The sequence below is a fragment of the Cupriavidus nantongensis genome (assembly GCF_001598055.1).
Lineage (GTDB): Bacteria > Pseudomonadota > Gammaproteobacteria > Burkholderiales > Burkholderiaceae > Cupriavidus > Cupriavidus nantongensis.
Window position 1 is genome coordinate 1,483,783 of sequence record NZ_CP014845.1, and the last position, 15,487, is coordinate 1,499,269.

At 69.5% G+C, this 15,487-nt stretch carries 16 protein-coding genes; 9 read left to right on the forward strand and 7 right to left on the reverse strand.

What is annotated here, in order from left to right; translation table 11 throughout:
* The first annotated feature begins 23 nt into the window (after positions 1-23).
* From A2G96_RS27650 to A2G96_RS27665, 4 genes are read left to right on the forward strand one after another with little or no spacing between them, the layout of a single operon-like run.
* Positions 24-944, forward strand: a complete 921-nt coding sequence (locus tag A2G96_RS27650; RefSeq protein ID WP_062803351.1) for a S1C family serine protease — start codon at positions 24-26, stop codon at positions 942-944.
* Positions 945-955: 11 nt separating this feature from the next.
* Positions 956-1,966 carry an AAA family ATPase gene (locus A2G96_RS27655; protein WP_062803352.1) on the forward strand — a complete coding sequence of 337 codons (1,011 nt, stop codon included), beginning with the start codon at positions 956-958 and terminating at the stop codon, positions 1,964-1,966.
* A complete protein-coding gene (locus A2G96_RS27660; RefSeq protein ID WP_062803353.1) occupies positions 1,947-2,963 on the forward strand; it encodes a DUF58 domain-containing protein in 1,017 nt (338 codons plus the stop codon). The genes A2G96_RS27655 and A2G96_RS27660 overlap by 20 nt, the downstream gene beginning before the upstream one ends.
* Positions 2,960-4,030, forward strand: a complete 1,071-nt coding sequence (locus A2G96_RS27665) for a VWA domain-containing protein (RefSeq protein ID WP_062803354.1) — start codon at positions 2,960-2,962, stop codon at positions 4,028-4,030. The genes A2G96_RS27660 and A2G96_RS27665 overlap by 4 nt, the downstream gene beginning before the upstream one ends.
* An 18-nt stretch (positions 4,031-4,048) precedes the next feature.
* Here the strand turns inward: A2G96_RS27665 and A2G96_RS27670 are convergent, their stop codons facing one another.
* From A2G96_RS27670 to pdxR, 4 genes are all read right to left on the reverse strand, one after another.
* Complete coding sequence (locus A2G96_RS27670) at positions 4,049-4,645, reverse strand: hypothetical protein (protein WP_062803355.1); 597 nt, start codon at positions 4,643-4,645, stop codon at positions 4,049-4,051.
* Positions 4,646-4,786: 141 nt separating this feature from the next.
* Positions 4,787-5,110: a hypothetical protein gene (locus A2G96_RS27675; RefSeq protein WP_062803356.1), complete on the reverse strand. Its 324-nt coding sequence runs from the start codon at positions 5,108-5,110 to the stop codon at positions 4,787-4,789.
* A gap of 190 nt (positions 5,111-5,300) precedes the next feature.
* Positions 5,301-6,299 carry a tripartite tricarboxylate transporter substrate binding protein gene (locus A2G96_RS27680; RefSeq protein WP_231909671.1) on the reverse strand — a complete coding sequence of 333 codons (999 nt, stop codon included), beginning with the start codon at positions 6,297-6,299 and terminating at the stop codon, positions 5,301-5,303.
* 151 nt (positions 6,300-6,450) lie between these two features.
* Positions 6,451-7,941: a MocR-like pyridoxine biosynthesis transcription factor PdxR gene (gene pdxR / locus A2G96_RS27685; protein ID WP_062803357.1), complete on the reverse strand. Its 1,491-nt coding sequence runs from the start codon at positions 7,939-7,941 to the stop codon at positions 6,451-6,453.
* Between the two features lie 81 nt (positions 7,942-8,022).
* On the opposite strand from pdxR, the gene A2G96_RS27690 reads away from it, so the two are divergent.
* Positions 8,023-8,646 (forward strand): FMN-binding negative transcriptional regulator, encoded by a 624-nt coding sequence (locus A2G96_RS27690; protein ID WP_062803358.1) that lies wholly within the window; start codon positions 8,023-8,025, stop codon positions 8,644-8,646.
* Positions 8,647-8,713: 67 nt separating this feature from the next.
* Positions 8,714-9,331: a LysE family translocator gene (locus tag A2G96_RS27695; RefSeq protein WP_062803359.1), complete on the forward strand. Its 618-nt coding sequence runs from the start codon at positions 8,714-8,716 to the stop codon at positions 9,329-9,331.
* 70 nt (positions 9,332-9,401) lie between these two features.
* On the opposite strand, the gene A2G96_RS27700 is transcribed toward A2G96_RS27695, so the two are convergent.
* A complete protein-coding gene (locus A2G96_RS27700; protein ID WP_062803360.1) occupies positions 9,402-9,818 on the reverse strand; it encodes a PaaI family thioesterase in 417 nt (138 codons plus the stop codon).
* A 243-nt stretch (positions 9,819-10,061) separates the two neighbouring features.
* On the opposite strand from A2G96_RS27700, the gene A2G96_RS27705 reads away from it, so the two are divergent.
* Together A2G96_RS27705 and A2G96_RS27710 are read left to right on the forward strand one after the other, a co-directional pair.
* The gene (locus A2G96_RS27705) at positions 10,062-11,468 is read left to right on the forward strand and encodes a selenium-binding protein SBP56-related protein (protein ID WP_062803361.1); all 1,407 of its coding nucleotides are present in this window, start codon (positions 10,062-10,064) and stop codon (positions 11,466-11,468) included.
* The gene (locus A2G96_RS27710; RefSeq protein ID WP_062803362.1) at positions 11,465-12,130 is read left to right on the forward strand and encodes a hypothetical protein; all 666 of its coding nucleotides are present in this window, start codon (positions 11,465-11,467) and stop codon (positions 12,128-12,130) included. Before A2G96_RS27705 ends, A2G96_RS27710 begins: the two co-directional genes overlap by 4 nt.
* A gap of 9 nt (positions 12,131-12,139) precedes the next feature.
* Here A2G96_RS27710 and uraD read toward each other — a convergent pair whose 3' ends face one another.
* Positions 12,140-12,658: a 2-oxo-4-hydroxy-4-carboxy-5-ureidoimidazoline decarboxylase gene (gene uraD, locus A2G96_RS27715; RefSeq protein ID WP_062803363.1), complete on the reverse strand. Its 519-nt coding sequence runs from the start codon at positions 12,656-12,658 to the stop codon at positions 12,140-12,142.
* Positions 12,659-12,782: 124 nt separating this feature from the next.
* A complete protein-coding gene (locus A2G96_RS27720) occupies positions 12,783-13,727 on the reverse strand; it encodes a LysR family transcriptional regulator (RefSeq protein WP_062804168.1) in 945 nt (314 codons plus the stop codon).
* A 406-nt stretch (positions 13,728-14,133) separates the two neighbouring features.
* Here A2G96_RS27720 and A2G96_RS27725 point away from each other — a divergent pair, with 406 nt between their 5' ends.
* A complete protein-coding gene (locus tag A2G96_RS27725; RefSeq protein ID WP_062803364.1) occupies positions 14,134-15,486 on the forward strand; it encodes an MFS transporter in 1,353 nt (450 codons plus the stop codon).
* Position 15,487 lies beyond the last annotated feature (1 nt).

Below are 15,487 nucleotides of genomic sequence, written 5' to 3' on the forward strand. Positions count from 1 at the left end.
GGGACGGGACCTCGGGGGCTGCGATGAAACGGGTGACGATCTACGGATGGGTCTCGGCGGCCGTCGCGCTGGTTCTTGCCGCCGGCGTGGGCTCGGCGTGGCTATTGCAGCCCAAGGCGCGCGCGCTGACGCAGAAGGACATCGACGCGGCCGTGCTGCACACACTCGAGACCAAGCCCCTGCCGTCGCGCACCGCCATGGCGGCCGAGGCGGTGCGTGAATCGGTGGTCGAAATCCGCAACTTCCCCGCGCCCGAGAAAACCGCCGATGCGGCGTCCGCGCCGCAGGCCGGGCGTGATCCCCCGGCCACGCCGCCCGAAGCCTCACCTTCGACGCCCCCCGCCCCGGCCGTCCCGCCCCTGCCCAATGAACGCCCGCCCGCAGACAGCGCGGAGAACAAGCCCGAATCCCGCCACATCGGCTCCGGCGTGGTGGTGACCGAGCGCGGCGTGATCCTTACCAGTCTCCATGTGATTGCCGGAGCGCGGCGCCTGGAGCTGACCTTCCATGACGGGCACACGTCCGAGGCCACGGTGCTGCAGACGATTCCCGAGAAAGACCTGGCGGTGATCCAGGCCAAGTCGATACCCGACGACCTGCCCGCGGCGACACTGGGTTCCAGCCGGGACCTGATGCCCGGCTCCGAGGTGGTCGCCGTGGGCTTTCCGTTCGGCATCGGGCCGTCGGTATCCGCCGGCGTGGTGTCCGGGCTGGACCGCGAGTTCGTCGCGCCGGACAACAAGCGCAGCCTGGACAAGCTGATCCAGTTCGACGCCGCGGTCAATCCGGGCAACTCGGGCGGCCCGCTGGTGAACATGAATGGCGAGGTGGTGGGCATCGTCACCGCCATCCTCAACCCGGGCAACAGCGGCACCTTCATCGGCATCGGCTTCGCCACCACGATCGAAAGCGCCGGCGTAGCCATCGGAACTTCTCCTTTCTGACGCGGGGACCTATGAACGACCAAGCCAGGGGCGCAGCCGACAGCGCCAACTTGATGGAACGCCTGCTGTACGAGGTAAAACGCGTGGTGGTCGGGCAAGACCACTTTCTCGAACGGGTGCTGGTGGCCATCCTGTCCGGCGGCCACCTGCTGGTGGAGGGCGTGCCGGGGCTGGCCAAGACCCTGACCGTCAATACGCTGGCGCGGACCATGAGCGGCACCTTCAAGCGCATCCAGTTCACCCCTGACCTGCTGCCGGCCGACCTGGTCGGCACGCGCATGTACAACCAGGGCACGGGCGAGTTCTCCACGGTGCGCGGCCCGGTCTTTGCCAACCTGCTGCTGGCCGACGAGATCAACCGGGCGCCGGCCAAGGTGCAGAGCGCGCTGCTGGAGGTGATGCAGGAAAAGCAGGTCACCATCGCCGGCGAGACCCATCGCGTGCCCGCGCCGTTCCTGGTCATGGCGACGCAGAACCCGATCGAGACCGAGGGCACCTACCCGCTGCCCGAGGCGCAGGTCGACCGCTTCATGATGAAGGTGCTGGTGGGCTATCCGTCGGAAGAGGAAGAGGTGGTGATCGTCAACCGCGTCACCGGCCCGCGCATCAGCGTCAGCCCGGTGGCCACGCCCGAGCACCTGACCGCGCTGCAGGAGGCCTGCCGCAAGGTGTATGTCGATCCCAGCCTGGTCCAGTACGCGGTGCGCGTGGTCGCGGCCACGCGCAAGCCGGGCAACTTCGGCCTGGCGGACCTGGACCGCTACGTGTCGTTCGGCGCCAGCCCGCGTGCCACCATCGGCCTGGTCGAAGGCGCGCGCGCGCTGGCTTACCTGCGCGGCCGCCACTACGCCCTGCCCGAGGACGTGGCCGACCTGGTGCCGGACGTGTTGCGCCATCGGCTGTCGCTTTCGTACGAGGCCATGTCCGACGGCGTGACCGCCGACCAGCTCATCACGCGCATCACGCAGGCGCTGCCGGTACCCGAGCGGCCCATGGAATCCCATGTTCGGGCGGCGGACTAGGCGGCGCGAGCCAGACAGCGCGCCCGGCGCCACAGCTGGCGCCGCGCCCGCTGTCGCGCTGGCCGGCGTCGGCGCCAACCAGACCGACGCGCTGCTGCGGCGCCTGGAATGGACCGTGGTCCGCCGCCTCGACGGGCTGCTGCAAGGCGACTACCGCACGCTGTTCCGCGGCTTTGGCCTGGACCTGGCGGACCTGCGCGAATACCACCCCGGCGACGACGTGCGCCATATCGACTGGAACGTGACCGCGCGGCTGCAGACGCCGCATGTGCGCGAGTACCAGGAAGACCGCGAGGTCGCGGCCTGGTTCTTGCTGGACCTGAGCGGCTCGATCGATTTCGGCTCGGGCAGCGTGCGCAAGCGCGACCTGCTGAGCGACTTCACCACCGTGATGGCGCTGCTGCTGACGCGCTATGGCAATCGGGTGGGCGCCGTGCTCTATGGCGGCGGGACCAATGCCGACGCCACGGTGGTGCCGGCGCGCGCCGGGCGCCGCCAGCTGCTGCACCTGCTGCACCGCTTGCGGTCCACGCCCGCCGCATCGCCGGGCGACACCCGCCTGCGCGACCTGCTCGAGCGCGCCCGGGCGGTGGCCAGGCGGCGCTCGGTGGTGTTCGTGGTGTCGGATTTCATCAGCGCGCCGGGCTGGCAGGCATCGCTGGGCATGCTGGCGCGGCGGCATGAAGTGGTCGCGGTAAGGCTGGTCGATCCGCTCGAAACCGCGTTGCCCGACCTGGGTCTGGTGGTGCTGCAGGACGCCGAGACCGGCGAGCAGTTGTTCGTCGATACGCACGACCCGTCCTTCCGCAAGCGCTTCGCCGCCGCCGCCGAGGCGCGCGAGGCCGAGCTGCGCCACGCCTTCGCGCGCGCCGGGGTGGCGTGCCTGACGCTGTCGACCTACGCCCGGCTCGACCTGGCACTGCTGAGCTTCGCGCGCCAGCGCCGGCGCCAGCAAGGCAGCGCCAGGGCCGCCAACATTGCAGGGGGGGCCGCATGATCGATGCCATCAGCCGCCTGCCCGTGTTCAGCTTCCTGTGGCCAGGCATGCTGTGGCTGTTCGCGCTGGTCGGTGGGCTGGCGGCAGGCTATGTCTGGCTCGACCGGCGCAGGCGGCACGCAGCCGTGCATTACCCGGCGCTGAAAACCGCTGGCATTGCCACCCGCAGCGGCAGCGGCTGGCGTCGCCACGTGGCGCCGGTGCTGATCCTGCTGGCGCTGGCGGCGCTGATCGCGGCGATCGCGCGGCCGCAGGCCGTGATGATGCTGCCTTCGCGCATCGAGACGGTGGTGATGGTGATGGACCTGTCCGGCAGCATGCGGGCCCAGGACGTCAAACCCAGCCGCCTGGGCGCCGCACAGCAGGCCGCCACCACGCTGCTGGAGGCGCAACCCGCGGGCGTCAGCGTCGGCGTGGTGGCGATGGCCGGCACCGCCGCCGTGGCGCAGGCGCCCACCCGCGCCAGGGAGGCCGTGGCCACCGCGATCGAACGCCTGCAGCCGCAGGGCGGCACCGCGCTGGGCAACGGCATGCTGATTGCGCTGACCACGCTGCTGCCGGAGCTCACGCCCGATGCCGAGCGGCTGATGAACGACGACACGCCGCCGCCAAGACGATCGCGAGGCCTGGCCAATCCGCCCGGCGACAGCGAGCCGGTGCAGCCGGGTTCTTATACCGCCGGCGCGATCGTGCTGTTCTCCGACGGCGAAAGCAACGCCGGCCCGGCGGCGATGCGCGCGGCCCAGCTTGCCGCCGAGCACGGCGTGCGCATCTATACCGTGGGCGTGGGCACGCCCGAAGGCGTGGTGCTGTCGGTCGACGGCTGGTCGGCCCGCGTCAGGCTCGACGAGAAGGTGCTGAAGGAAGTCGCCGACGCCACCGGGGCCGAGTACTTCCGGCTGGAGGACGCCACCGAACTGAAGCGCGTATACCGCGCGCTCAACGCGCGGCTGGCGTTCGACAAGCGCAGCCAGGTCGAGATCACCGCGCTGTTCGCCGCGCTCGGCGCGCTGCTGGCGGCGTGCGCGGGGCTGCTGTCGCTGTGGTGGTTCGGGCGCGTGATGTAGCGAACGGCCGCCGGCAAATTAGCGCGCAGTGCGCGGCGTGACCGAGATCGCGATCGCCTCGGTATAGACCGCCTGCACCTGCTCGCCGGCGCGAACCGCCTTCAGCTGCTTCGGGTCGGCGACATGCACGTCCACCATCCGGCCCTGCGGGCCCTTCAGCGTCACCATGCCGGTCTTGGTGTCGACCGCCACCACGTCGGCGGTAACCGTGACCTCGCGCCCGACCATGCCGCCCGGCTTGGCGCCCGGCGCGGCGCGCTGCGTGATCTCGCGCTCGCTGCTGGAGCGGATGCCGCTCTGGCGGTTCAGGCTCACCGACAAGGCCTGCGTGTATTCCGCCGTGACCGCATCGCCCACGCGCAGCTGCCCGAAGTTGCGCACATCGTCGCCCACCTGCACGTCGGTAAGCTTGCCCTGCTCGTCCTTGAGGGTGATGGTGCGCGTGGCGGCATCGATGGCCGCCACCGTGGCCGTGGCCTTGACCGTGCCGGTGGTGCGCGACGCGCCCACGCCGGAAACCGAGTCGACGCGGGTCTCGGGTTGCGCCATCGCCATGGCGGGCGCGAGCGACGCGGCGGCAAGCGCCGCCGCCACCATGAGCTTGCCGGGTTTCATGCCGTTCTCCCTGGTTCCGAGTTTTCCATGGGCCACCGTGCGCGATGCCGGCAAGGGGCCGGGGCGCGTGATGGAAAGGCCTGTTAACCATAGCAGAGGGACAACGAAGCCGGTGGCGGCGTGCAGGCCAACTCCATATGCTCACAGCGGCCCCGGCAGCGTCTTCAGCCCCAGCCACAGCACGCCGATGACAACGTTGACCGGCACGCACAGCGCACCGGGCACGTAGAACAGCGCCGACAGCGCGGGCGCGGACAACATCAGCTCCACCGCGCTGCCCAGCGCGTAGAAGAACACGCCGCACCAGAGCCAGCGCCGCATGTAGGTCAGCAGCCAATGCGCGCGCGCCTGGTTGAAGTGCCAGGCGCGCGCGCGTTCGGCGCGGTTGCCGCGGCTGGCGTCCCGGAACAGCCAGCCGAAGAAGAAATAGCGGTACAGCAGGGCGCTAAAGCTCAGCTCTTGCATGATCACTCCTTTGGCCGCTGCCAGCCGGGGGAGTGCAGAAATCAGGCGCACTCGGGGCGCAAGCTGCAATGGCAGCGGCAGGCATACCACCAGCGTACCAAAGAAGCAGCGCTAACCCGAGCCACGGACGCGCCTGCATGGCTGGCCGCACTAAGACAGTGCAGCCGGCCGCGCGATGATCGCACGCCGATCACTGCAGGCTGATATCGAGCTGCTGCACCACGCGCTTCTCGCGCTCGAACTGTTCGGCCGCGAACCTGGTGTAGTCCGCGCTGTTGAGGTGGACCGGCTCCAGGTCGATGGCCTCGAGCGAGCGCAGGTAGGCCGGATCCTGCGCCGCGCGGAAGAACGCGTCGTGCAGCTTCCTGACCACCGCCGGGTCCATGCCGCGCGGGCCGACGATGCCCACCAGCGAGCTGGCGGTGATGTCGTAGCCCCGCTCCTTCAGCGTCGGCACATCCTTGAAGCGCGCAAAGCGCGTGTCGCCGACGATGGCCAGCGGCCGCACCTTGCCGGCGACGGCGAACTGCCCCCAGCCCGGGTCCAGCACCGCGTCGATGTCGCCGCCCATCAGCGCCATCATTTCCTCGGCGCCGCCCTTGTAGGGCACGAAGGTGAACTTCGCGCCGGCGGCACGGCCGAGCTTTTCCATCGAGATATGCCCCGAGCTGCCGATGCCGACCGCACCGTAGGTCACTTTGCCCGGGTTCGCCCTGGCGTAGGCAAGGAATTCTTCCAGCGTCTTCCAGCGCGCGTCGGCGCGGACCACCAGGCCATAGCGGTAGTTGGTCAGACCGATGATGTAGGTAAAGTCCCTGAGCGGGTCGTATGGCGTCTTTTGCAGGTGCGGCATGCGGAAGATATTGGCCGCGACCATCGACAGCGTGTAGCCGTTCGGCGCCGCGGTCTGGGACATCACCTGCGCCGCCAGCGTGGCGCCCGCACCGGGCTTGTTGATCGGCACCACGCGCTGGTCCAGCTCCTTGCCGGCGGCTGCCAGCAGCGTGCGCAGCGAGCCGTCGGTGGGACCGCCGGGCGGAAACGGAATCCAGAACTCGATGGGCTTGGCCGGGAAATCGCCCGCCGCCGTCGCGGCCGGCGCTGCCGCCGCGCAGATCGCCGCTGCCGCCACGGCCCTGGCCACGACCGATAGCAAACGCCCTCCCATTCCACGCCTTGTGATAGCCATGCGCTGTCTCCTGGTTGTCGTTCTGGTGTTGCCGCCCGGCGTGCCGGCCGCGGTCGTTTTCGACAGACGTTAGAGCGTTGCGCCAGGCGGGCCAATTGCCGTTCTGTTCAATGTCATTGGCAGAAACGCCCGGGATGCGGAGCCGGCCGCTTCACGCCGCCATCGTCGCAACCACTGCGCCCAGCACGCGCACGCCCTGCTCTATCTGCGCGGTGGTCAGGCTGGCATAGCCCAGCACCAGGCCGGCCGCGCGTGGCCGGCCTGCCCCGTGCGGCCGGGCATACAGCGCCGAGACCGGGTAGACGCCCACGCCGGCGCCGCGCGCGGCGGCCACCAGTGCCGGCTCGTCCCGCGGCCGCAGCGACGGCAGCCACAGCACCACGTGCAGACCGGCCGCGGTGCCGCTGACCTCGGCATCGGCGGGCAGGTGGTGCGCAATGCCATCGAGCAGGGCCGCGCGGCGGCGCTCGTTCTCGCGGCGCATGCGGCGCACGTGGCGCTCGTAGGCGCCGCTGTCGATCAGCGCGGCCAGCACGCGCTGCTCCAGCACGGGCGCGTGGCGGTCGGCCAGCCGCTTGGCCTGCCGGAACACCGGCACCAGTTCCGGCGGCAGCACCAGGTAGCCGAGCCGCAGTTGCGGCGACAGCGCCTTGGAGAAGGTGCCGACATAGATCACGCGGCCATCGTTGTCGATCGCGCGCAGGGTGTCGATCGGGCGCTGGCCGTAGCGGAATTCGCCGTCGTAGTCGTCCTCGACGATCCACGCATCATGGCGTCGGGCCCATTGCAGCAAGGCCTGGCGGCGCCCGATCGGCAGCACGCCGCCCAGCGGGAACTGGTGCGACGGCGTCACGTAGGCCAGCCGGACCCGGTCCGCCGTGGGCAGGCTGGCGGTGTCCATGCCATGCCCGTCCACCGGGACTGGCAGGCAAGTCGCGCCGGTGGCCTCGAAGCAGCGCCTGGCCATCAGGTAGCCGGGGTCTTCGAAGGCGAAGGTATCGCCGTGGTCCAGCAGCAGCCGCGCGCACAGGTCGATGGCCTGCTGCGAGCCATGCACCACCACGATCTGCCCGGCGTCGCAGGCCAGCCCGCGCGCGCGGCGCAGGTAGCCTTGCAGCGCGCGCCGCAGCGATGCCTCGCCTTCGGGGGCGGCATAGGACAGGCTGTCGTGCTGGCGCAGCAGCTCGGCCTGCCAGGCGCGCCGCCACGCCAGCGCCGGGAAGTCGCGCCACGCCACCGCGCCGTACAGGAAATCGAAGCGCACCGGCTCGGCCGGCGGCGGTTCCGGCAGACTCAGTGCCGCCACGCGGCGGCCGAACTGCGACAGCGCGGGTACCCTGGCGCGCCGCGCGGCATGCGGCCGGGCGGGCGGGGAAGCCGCCAGCGGGCTTGCAATGCGGGCCGCCCGTCCCCTCGCCGTGACCAGGAAGCCCTCGGCCGCCAGCTGTTCATAGGCGGCGGTCACGGTGGTGCGCGATACCCCCAGCTCGGCCGCCAGGCCGCGCGTGGACGGCGCCGGCGCGCCCGGCGGCAGTGTGCCGTCGGCGATCTGCGCGCGCAGCAGGTCATAGATGCGGCGTCCCGCACCCGTGGCGCCCCTGGCGCCGGAATGCCTGCCGGCAGACTGATCGAACTGGCCCATTCAAATTCCCGGAAACTGGACCTTCCGATTGTGCCAGTTGTCGGCGACAGTATCGAGCATCCGATCGCCCCGAGCCCCACGATGTACCTCCCCGACCATTTCGCCGAGACCCGCCCCGACGCCCTTGCCCGCATCATCCATGCGCACCCGCTGGGCATGCTGGTCACGCACAGCCAGCACGGCCTGGATGCCGACCATCTTCCCTTCGAATTCGACCCGGGCGCCGGCTTCCACGGCGTGCTCACTGCGCACGTGGCGCGAGCCAACCCGGTGTGGCAGCGGTGCCCGACCGGCACGCCGGTGATGGTGGTGTTCCGCGGCGCCGAGGCCTACGTCTCGCCGAACTGGTACCCGGGCAAGCATGAGACGCACCGGCAGGTGCCGACCTGGAACTACGAGGTGGTGCACGCGCACGGCACGCTCACCGTGCGCGACGAAGAGCGCTTCGTGCGCGGCCTGGTCGCGCGCCTGACGCGCCGGCATGAGGCCGCCGAGGCCCGGCCGTGGAAGATGGGCGACGCCCCGCCCGACTACCTCGACGCCATGCTGCGCGGCATCGTCGGCCTCGAGATCGCCGTGACGTCGCTGGTGGGCAAGCGCAAGCTCAGCCAGAACAAGGACACGCGCGACCGTCTTGGCGTGGTCGACGCGCTCGAGGCGCGCGGCTGCCCGGAACTGGCGCAGTCGATGCGCGACGCGGTCTGATCTGGCATCGCCGCAATCCACGCGCGCGCAGCCGCAACTCTGCCTCATCAACAAGGAACCCCGAACCATGTCGCTGATTCCCTTCCTGATCGCCGCGGTCGTGCTTGCCATCACCCCCGGCCCGGCCATCGCCTATGTCGTCGCCCGAACGGTCGCCGGCGGACGGTCGGAGGGCCTGGCTTCATGCCTGGGCACCGGCCTCGGTGGATTGCTGCACGTGCTGGCCGCGGCGGCGGGCCTGTCGTTGCTCATCGCCCAGTCTGCGGTCGCGTTCAGCGTGCTCAAGTACCTGGGGGCGGCCTACCTGGTGTACCTGGGGCTGCGCATGCTGCTGCGCAAGGAGCAGCCCGCCACCGTCGCGGCCGTGCCATCGCGCGGGGCACGCCGCGCGCTGGTCGAGGGCGTGGTGGTCGAGGTGCTGAACGTCAAGACCGCGCTGTTCTTCCTTGCGTTCCTGCCGCAGTTCGTCGCGCCGGGTGCAGCGGCAGTGTCGCAACTCGCGCTGCTGGGCAGCATCTGCGTCGCGCTCAACACGCTGGTCGATGTGGTCGTGGTCTTTGCCGCGCACCGCCTGCTCAGGTCCGAAGCCGCGAGCGCGGCACGCGCGCGGCTGATGACCCGTGCCTCGGGAGTCACGATGGTGGGGCTGGGCACGTTCCTGGCGTTCGCGCGGCGCGAGGCATGACCGCGCGCGTGGGAACAAGTCTTGTGGTTGCCGCCGCGAGCCCGCGCAGGGGCTCCACCCGCATAGGCCACTACTTCAGGTATTTCAGCGTCGCCACACCGGTTGCCACCAGCACTTCCCCATCGAGCCACACCTCGGCCCGCGAAAAGAAGATCGAACGCCCGCGGCGATCAACCATGCCTTTCGCCGTCAGCAGCTTGCCGGTCCCGTTGCTGAGGAAGTTCGACGTCAGCGACAGCGTGACCGCGTGCCGCGGGGCCTCGCCCGGCGCGGAGTAGAGGCCGGCATAGCCCGTGGCGGCATCGAGCAAGGTGCAGATCGTGCCGCCATGCACGACGCGGCTGCGGTTCAGCATATTCGGCGCGAGCGGCAGTTCCAGCTCGACGTAGTCGTCGCGCCAATCGGTAATCCTGACCCCGATGCTTTCCAGTGCCGGATTGTCGAGGCTGTATGCCTCGTCCTTGTCTTCCACGATTGCCGCGTCCATCGCCCGGATGTTCCTTTGCCTGATCAAGCCTCCTTTGTGCGCGATCCGCGTGTTTCCGACAATCTGTATTTCGCGAACCGGACCTTCCGCCCGCATGAATCCACGCATGCGCCGCGGCACGCGCGGCTTTGACTCGGCATGCAGAACGACCTAGGCTAGGTAGGCTTACCGCGCACTCGGCCACGCGCCAGGTGACGTAGCGGCGATGTCGCACGGTCCGCCAGGACCAGGGAGGGGCTCACCATGAACATGCGGCCAGATCCGACGTTTCACGCCTCGCCGGAGCTTGCGATCCACGCGCCAGCGGAATCCTTTGCCTATACCGTGCTGCTCAGCCCCGACGGCGCGCAGCTCGACGCGCTCGCGGTGATCGACGTCAAGCCCGGATCGCCGACCTACAGCCAGGTGGTGCATACCGTGCCGATGACGCACAAGGGCGATGAACTGCATCACTTCGGCTGGAACGCCTGTTCGTCGGCGCTGTCGCCGCTGACCGGCCATGCGTTCCTGGAGCGGCGCTACCTGATCATTCCGGGGATGCGCTCGTCGCGCCTGTATATCGTCGACACTAAACCGCACCCGACCCAGGCGCGCATCCACAAGATCGTCGAGCCCGACGAGATCTTCCGCAAGACCGGCTATTCGCGGCCGCATACCGTGCATTGCGGCCCGGAGGGCATCTATGTCAGCACGCTGGGCGGCAGCGGGCCGGATGGCACCGATGGCCCGCCCGGCATCTTCATCATGGACTGCGAGACCTTCGAGGTGCTGGGCCGCTGGGAGATCGACCGCGGCGAGCAGCAGAAGCACTACGACTTCTGGTGGAACCTGCCGCGCGACTACATGGTGTCGAGCGAATGGGCCCTGCCGCCGCAGTTCGAGAACGGGCTGGTGCCCGAGGATTTGCTCGGCAACCGCTACGGCCACAAGCTGCATTTCTGGGACCTGCGCGCACGGCGCAACGTGCAGACCATCGACCTGGGCGCCAATCACCAGATGGCGCTGGAAGTCCGGCCCGCGCATGATCCGGTGCGCGAGTACGGCTTCGTCGGCGTGGTGGTCGACACCACCAACCTGGAAGGCTCGATCTGGACCTGGTGGCGCGAGGATGGCAAGTTCCACGCCGAGAAAACTGCGACGATCCCGGCCGAGCCCGCCGACGCCAGCCAGTTGCCGCCGCTGCTGCAAGGCTTCGGCGCGGTGCCGCCGCTGGTGACCGATATCGACCTGTCGCTGGACGACAGGTTCCTCTACGTGTCGTGCTGGGGCACGGGCGAGATGCGCCAGTACGACGTCACCGATCCGCGCAAGCCCCGGCTCGCCGGCTCGGTCCATCTCGGCGGCATGGTCCGCCGCACTCCGCACCCCAACGGCAAGCCCTTCGCCGGCGGCCCGCAGATGGTGGAGATCAGTCGCGACGGCGAGCGCGTCTACTGGACCAACTCGCTGTATTCCACCTGGGACCAGCAGTTCTATCCCGACGGCATTCCAGGCGCGCAGGTCATGGCCCGCGCCGGAGCGGACGGCGGCCTGGTGCTGGCCGACGACTACTGGGTCGAGTTTCCCGAAGGCTACCGCGCGCACCAGATCCGTCTGGAAGGCGGCGACTGCTCGACCGATTCGTTCTGCTATCCCTCGGCCAGGGCTTGAGCGGGCACGACTGGGAACAGCTGGGCCTGTGGTCGGCGGTGCTGGCCAGCGGGCTCTATCACGGCGTCAACCCGGCGATGGGATGGCCGCTGGCGGTATCGAACGGTCTGCTGGCGCACAGCGGCCGCGCCCTGCTTGCGGCGCTGGGGTATCTGGCGGCCGGGCACGCGCTGGCGGTGCTGGCGGTGACGCTGCCGTTCGGCATGCTGTCCGCGCTGGTCGCCTGGCAGGCGCAGATCCGCATCGGCGCCAGCCTGCTGCTGATCGCCGGCGGCATCGCACTGCTGCTCAGGCGCGGCCATCCGCGCGCACTGGTGCGCATCGCGCCATCGCGCCTGGCGCTGTGGTCGTTCGCGGTGGCGATCGCGCATGGCGCCGGGCTGATGCTGGTGCCGATCTATCTTGGCCTGTGCCGCACCAATAGCGAGCCGGGGCACCAGGCGGCCGCCACGCTTGCCGGTGCCAACCTGGGCATGGCGCTAGCGGTCGCGCTGCTGCATACGCTGGCCATGTTTGCCATGGGCGGCGGCATGGCGTGGCTGGTCTACCGCTACCTGGGGCTGCAGTTCGTCTCGCGCAGCTGGTTCAACCTGGAGGCGGTCTGGGCCCTCAGCCTGATGCTGGTGGGGATGCTGGCGCTGGGGCTTGAAGCCTTTGGCTAGGCGCCAGGCTCAGCCGGCCAGCCGCGCCGCCAGCCGTCCGCGCGTGATGGCCGCGATCTGCGCCAGCGCCTCGTCCAGCTCCTGCTGCGTGCTGCGGCCGATGCGGCGCTCGAACGCGGCAAAGATGCCTTCGCGGGTGTAGTGGCGCACGCAGATGATGAAGGGGAAGCCGTGGCGCGCCTGGTAATCGGCGTTGAGCTGGTCCAGCGCGGCCTCCTGCTGCACCGACATCGCATCCAGTCCGGCGCTCTTCTGCTCGGCGTTGGAATCCGCCGTCATGGTGCCCGCGCGGATATTGCGCGCCGACAGCTGCGGGTGCAGGTTCAGGAAATCGCACTGGCGCGGCGCGTCGAGCTTGCGCACCACGTCCATCATCGCGCCATGCAGCGCCGCCACCGAGGCGAACGGCCGCTGCGCCCAGGCGCCTGCCGCGGCCTGCGGAAAGTGTTCGAACACGCTGCCGAAGGCCTCGGCAAAGGCCGCTTCGTCCAGGGCGTTGACCGACGCCAGGTCGAGGGGGTGAGACATGGAGGCTTCTCCCGTAGGGATCCCGCGCAAGGCGGATCGTTGGATACGGGGCCGAGTATAGGAACGCCCCGCCGCAGCGGCGAGAGCCCGCGTCCTATAGATCGCATAACAGAAACCGATACCGCTAGCGATGCATGTCGCGCAGGTCGCGCAGTTCCTGCGAGGCCGCGCTCAGCATGCCGCGCAGCCAGACATGGGCGGCCGAGCGGTGGCGCGACGGGTGCCACAACTGGTAGAAGCGCATGAACGGGAACTCGATCGGCGGCTCCAGCACCGCCAGCGGCACATGCTGCGCATGGTAGTTGGCGAAATGGCGCGCGGTGGTCAGGATCAGGTCGGTGCCGGGGATCAGGCTGGGCGCGAGGTTGAAGTACGGACAGCTGACCCGGTTGTCGCGGTGCACGCGCAGCGTGCTCAGGCCTGCATCGACCAGTCCGCGCTGGTCGCGCGAATACGGCGTCGGCACGATATGCGATGCGCCCAGGTAAGCCTGCGCGGTGAACTTGCCGGGCTGCGCATGCACGCTGTCCTGCGCCACCACGCACACCACCTCGTCCTCCAGCAGCACCGACAGGTGCAGGTGCTCGGGCGGATTGGGCCAGTTGCCGATGACGATATCGACCGCGCCCGCCGACAGCGCCTGCTCATAATCGAAGCTGGTCCCCAGCGGCAGCGCCGACAGCCGCGCATGCGGCGCGGCGCGGCGCACGGCGCGCACCACATGCGCAAAGAACGGCGGCGCCAGGTAGTCCGGCATCGCCACCACGAAGCTCTGCTCGGTGGTGGCCGGGTCGAAGCGGTCGTCCGACACCAGCAGGTTGTCGAGCGCGCTGAGCGCGGCCTGCGCGTTGCGCGCCAGCTGCAGCGCGCGCTCGGTCGGCACCATCACGTTCTTCTCGCGCGTCAGCAACGGGTCGTTGAAGATCGCGCGCAGGCGCTTGAGCGCGGCGCTGATGGCCGGCTGCGACTGGTTCAGGCGGATCGCCGTGCGCGACACGCTCTGCTCGGCGATCAGGATGCACAGCACGCGCAGCAGGTAGGTGTCGAACGGGTCGTCGGCGCGAATCATGTTGGGTCCGTGGCAGGGGAACAAAGGCAGGGGAACAAAGAAGGCATGGCGGGTGCGGCTGCCGCCGCTCGCGACAGTGCCGGCATGCCAGGCCATGGCGACTTTGTAGCGTGTCGCGCACCGCACGGCAACCGGTGGAACCCGGACCGGCGCCGCCGAGCCGCGCACGCGCCATCGCCGCGGCGGGCCGATCAGGGTAATCCATAGGTCGGCCGGCGGCCGCCGCGGAGGCCCGCAAACCCGCGCCAGGCAAGGGATAGCGGCCCATATCGACGCTGCTATGGGGCCTATACCAGCCCCCTCGTTTCGCATCGGCGGGCCATTCATATACTTGCTCCCAACCCGGCGGACCGCATGCACCGCCACCAGGCCCGGCCTGGCAGAACACCACAAGACAGGAGACATCATGTCGATCACGAAACAAGGCGTACCGGTCTTCGCCGGCACCGCCGAAGACGCCGAGGACAGCGTCTACCGCAAGGTAACCTGGCGCCTGCTGCCCTTCCTCGGGGTGCTGTGGGTGCTGGCGTGGCTGGACCGCGTCAACATCGGCTTCGCCAAGCTGCAGATGCTGGACGCGCTGCGCTTCAGCGAGGCCGTGTACGGGCTGGGCGCGGGCATCTTCTTCCTGGGTTACTTCTTCTTCGAAGTGCCGTCGAACATGCTGCTGCAGAAGATCGGCGCCAAGAAGACCATCATGCGCATTACCATCTGCTGGGGCGTGATCTGCATGCTGCAGAGCTACGTCACCACGCCCACGCAGTTCTACATCCTGCGCTTCCTGCTGGGCGCGTTCGAGGCCGGCTTCTACCCCGGCGTGATCCTGTACCTGACCTACTGGTATCCGTCGCAGCGCCGCGCACGCGCGTTCGGCACCTTCATGTCGGCATCGGCCATTGCCGGCGTGCTGGGCGGGCCGCTGGCGGGCTGGATCATGACCGGCATGGCGGGTGTCAGCGGCATGCACGGCTGGCAGTGGCTGTTCATCCTGGAGGGCATCCCGTCGGTGCTGGCCGGCATCTTTGCCTGGTTCTACATGACCGACAAGCCCGAGCAGGCGCACTGGCTGTCCGACGCCGAGAAGCGCGTGGTGCAGGACGCGCTCAGGCGCGACCACGCCGCCATGGGCGAGCGCGGCCACGACTGGCGCACGCTCTTCACCAACCCCAAGGTCTGGCTGCTGATCGCGATCTTCTTCTGCCTGCTGTGCGCCAACTCGACGCTGACCTTCTGGATCCCGACCATCATCAAGGACGTGGGCTTCACCACGCCGATGGCGGTGGGCTGGATCGCCGCGGTGGCCTACCTGTGCGGCGCCGCCGGCATGATCCTCAACGGCGCGCATTCCGACCGCCGCAATGAAGTGCGCTGGCACTTCAGCGGCGCCGCGCTGGTCGGCGGCGGTGCCATGGCCGTACTGGCGGTGCTGCTGGGCGCGCAGGTGCTGTCGCCGGTGATCGCGCTGCTGGCGATGACCGCCGCGCTGGTCGGCACCATGAGCGCGATCCCGGTGTTCTGGCAGCTGCCCAACCGCTACCTGGCCGGCAGCGCCGCCGCGGTGGGCGTGGCGCTGATCAACTCGGTGGCCAACCTGGCCGGCTTCGGCGCCCCGTACGTGATGGGGCTGGTCAAGAACGCCACCGGCAAGCTCACCTCCGGGCTGTACCTGGTGGCAGTGATCGAAGTGCTGGCCGCGGTGCTGGTTCTGGTGGGCATCCGCCAGCTGCGCAGCAAGCCTGCCCCTGCGCCTGTACGTTAAG

Coding starts and splice junctions, on each gene's coding strand:
- A2G96_RS27650 (WP_062803351.1), top strand. CDS start 24: ATGAAACGGGTGACGATCTACGGATGGGTCTCGGCGGCCGTCGCGCTG.
- A2G96_RS27655 (WP_062803352.1), top strand. CDS start 956: ATGAACGACCAAGCCAGGGGCGCAGCCGACAGCGCCAACTTGATGGAA.
- A2G96_RS27660 (WP_062803353.1), top strand. CDS start 1,947: ATGTTCGGGCGGCGGACTAGGCGGCGCGAGCCAGACAGCGCGCCCGGC.
- A2G96_RS27665 (WP_062803354.1), top strand. CDS start 2,960: ATGATCGATGCCATCAGCCGCCTGCCCGTGTTCAGCTTCCTGTGGCCA.
- A2G96_RS27670 (WP_062803355.1), bottom strand. CDS start 4,645: ATGAAACCCGGCAAGCTCATGGTGGCGGCGGCGCTTGCCGCCGCGTCG.
- A2G96_RS27675 (WP_062803356.1), bottom strand. CDS start 5,110: ATGCAAGAGCTGAGCTTTAGCGCCCTGCTGTACCGCTATTTCTTCTTC.
- A2G96_RS27680 (WP_231909671.1), bottom strand. CDS start 6,299: ATGGCTATCACAAGGCGTGGAATGGGAGGGCGTTTGCTATCGGTCGTG.
- pdxR (WP_062803357.1), bottom strand. CDS start 7,941: ATGGGCCAGTTCGATCAGTCTGCCGGCAGGCATTCCGGCGCCAGGGGC.
- A2G96_RS27690 (WP_062803358.1), top strand. CDS start 8,023: ATGTACCTCCCCGACCATTTCGCCGAGACCCGCCCCGACGCCCTTGCC.
- A2G96_RS27695 (WP_062803359.1), top strand. CDS start 8,714: ATGTCGCTGATTCCCTTCCTGATCGCCGCGGTCGTGCTTGCCATCACC.
- A2G96_RS27700 (WP_062803360.1), bottom strand. CDS start 9,818: ATGGACGCGGCAATCGTGGAAGACAAGGACGAGGCATACAGCCTCGAC.
- A2G96_RS27705 (WP_062803361.1), top strand. CDS start 10,062: ATGAACATGCGGCCAGATCCGACGTTTCACGCCTCGCCGGAGCTTGCG.
- uraD (WP_062803363.1), bottom strand. CDS start 12,658: ATGTCTCACCCCCTCGACCTGGCGTCGGTCAACGCCCTGGACGAAGCG.
- A2G96_RS27720 (WP_062804168.1), bottom strand. CDS start 13,727: ATGATTCGCGCCGACGACCCGTTCGACACCTACCTGCTGCGCGTGCTG.
- A2G96_RS27725 (WP_062803364.1), top strand. CDS start 14,134: ATGTCGATCACGAAACAAGGCGTACCGGTCTTCGCCGGCACCGCCGAA.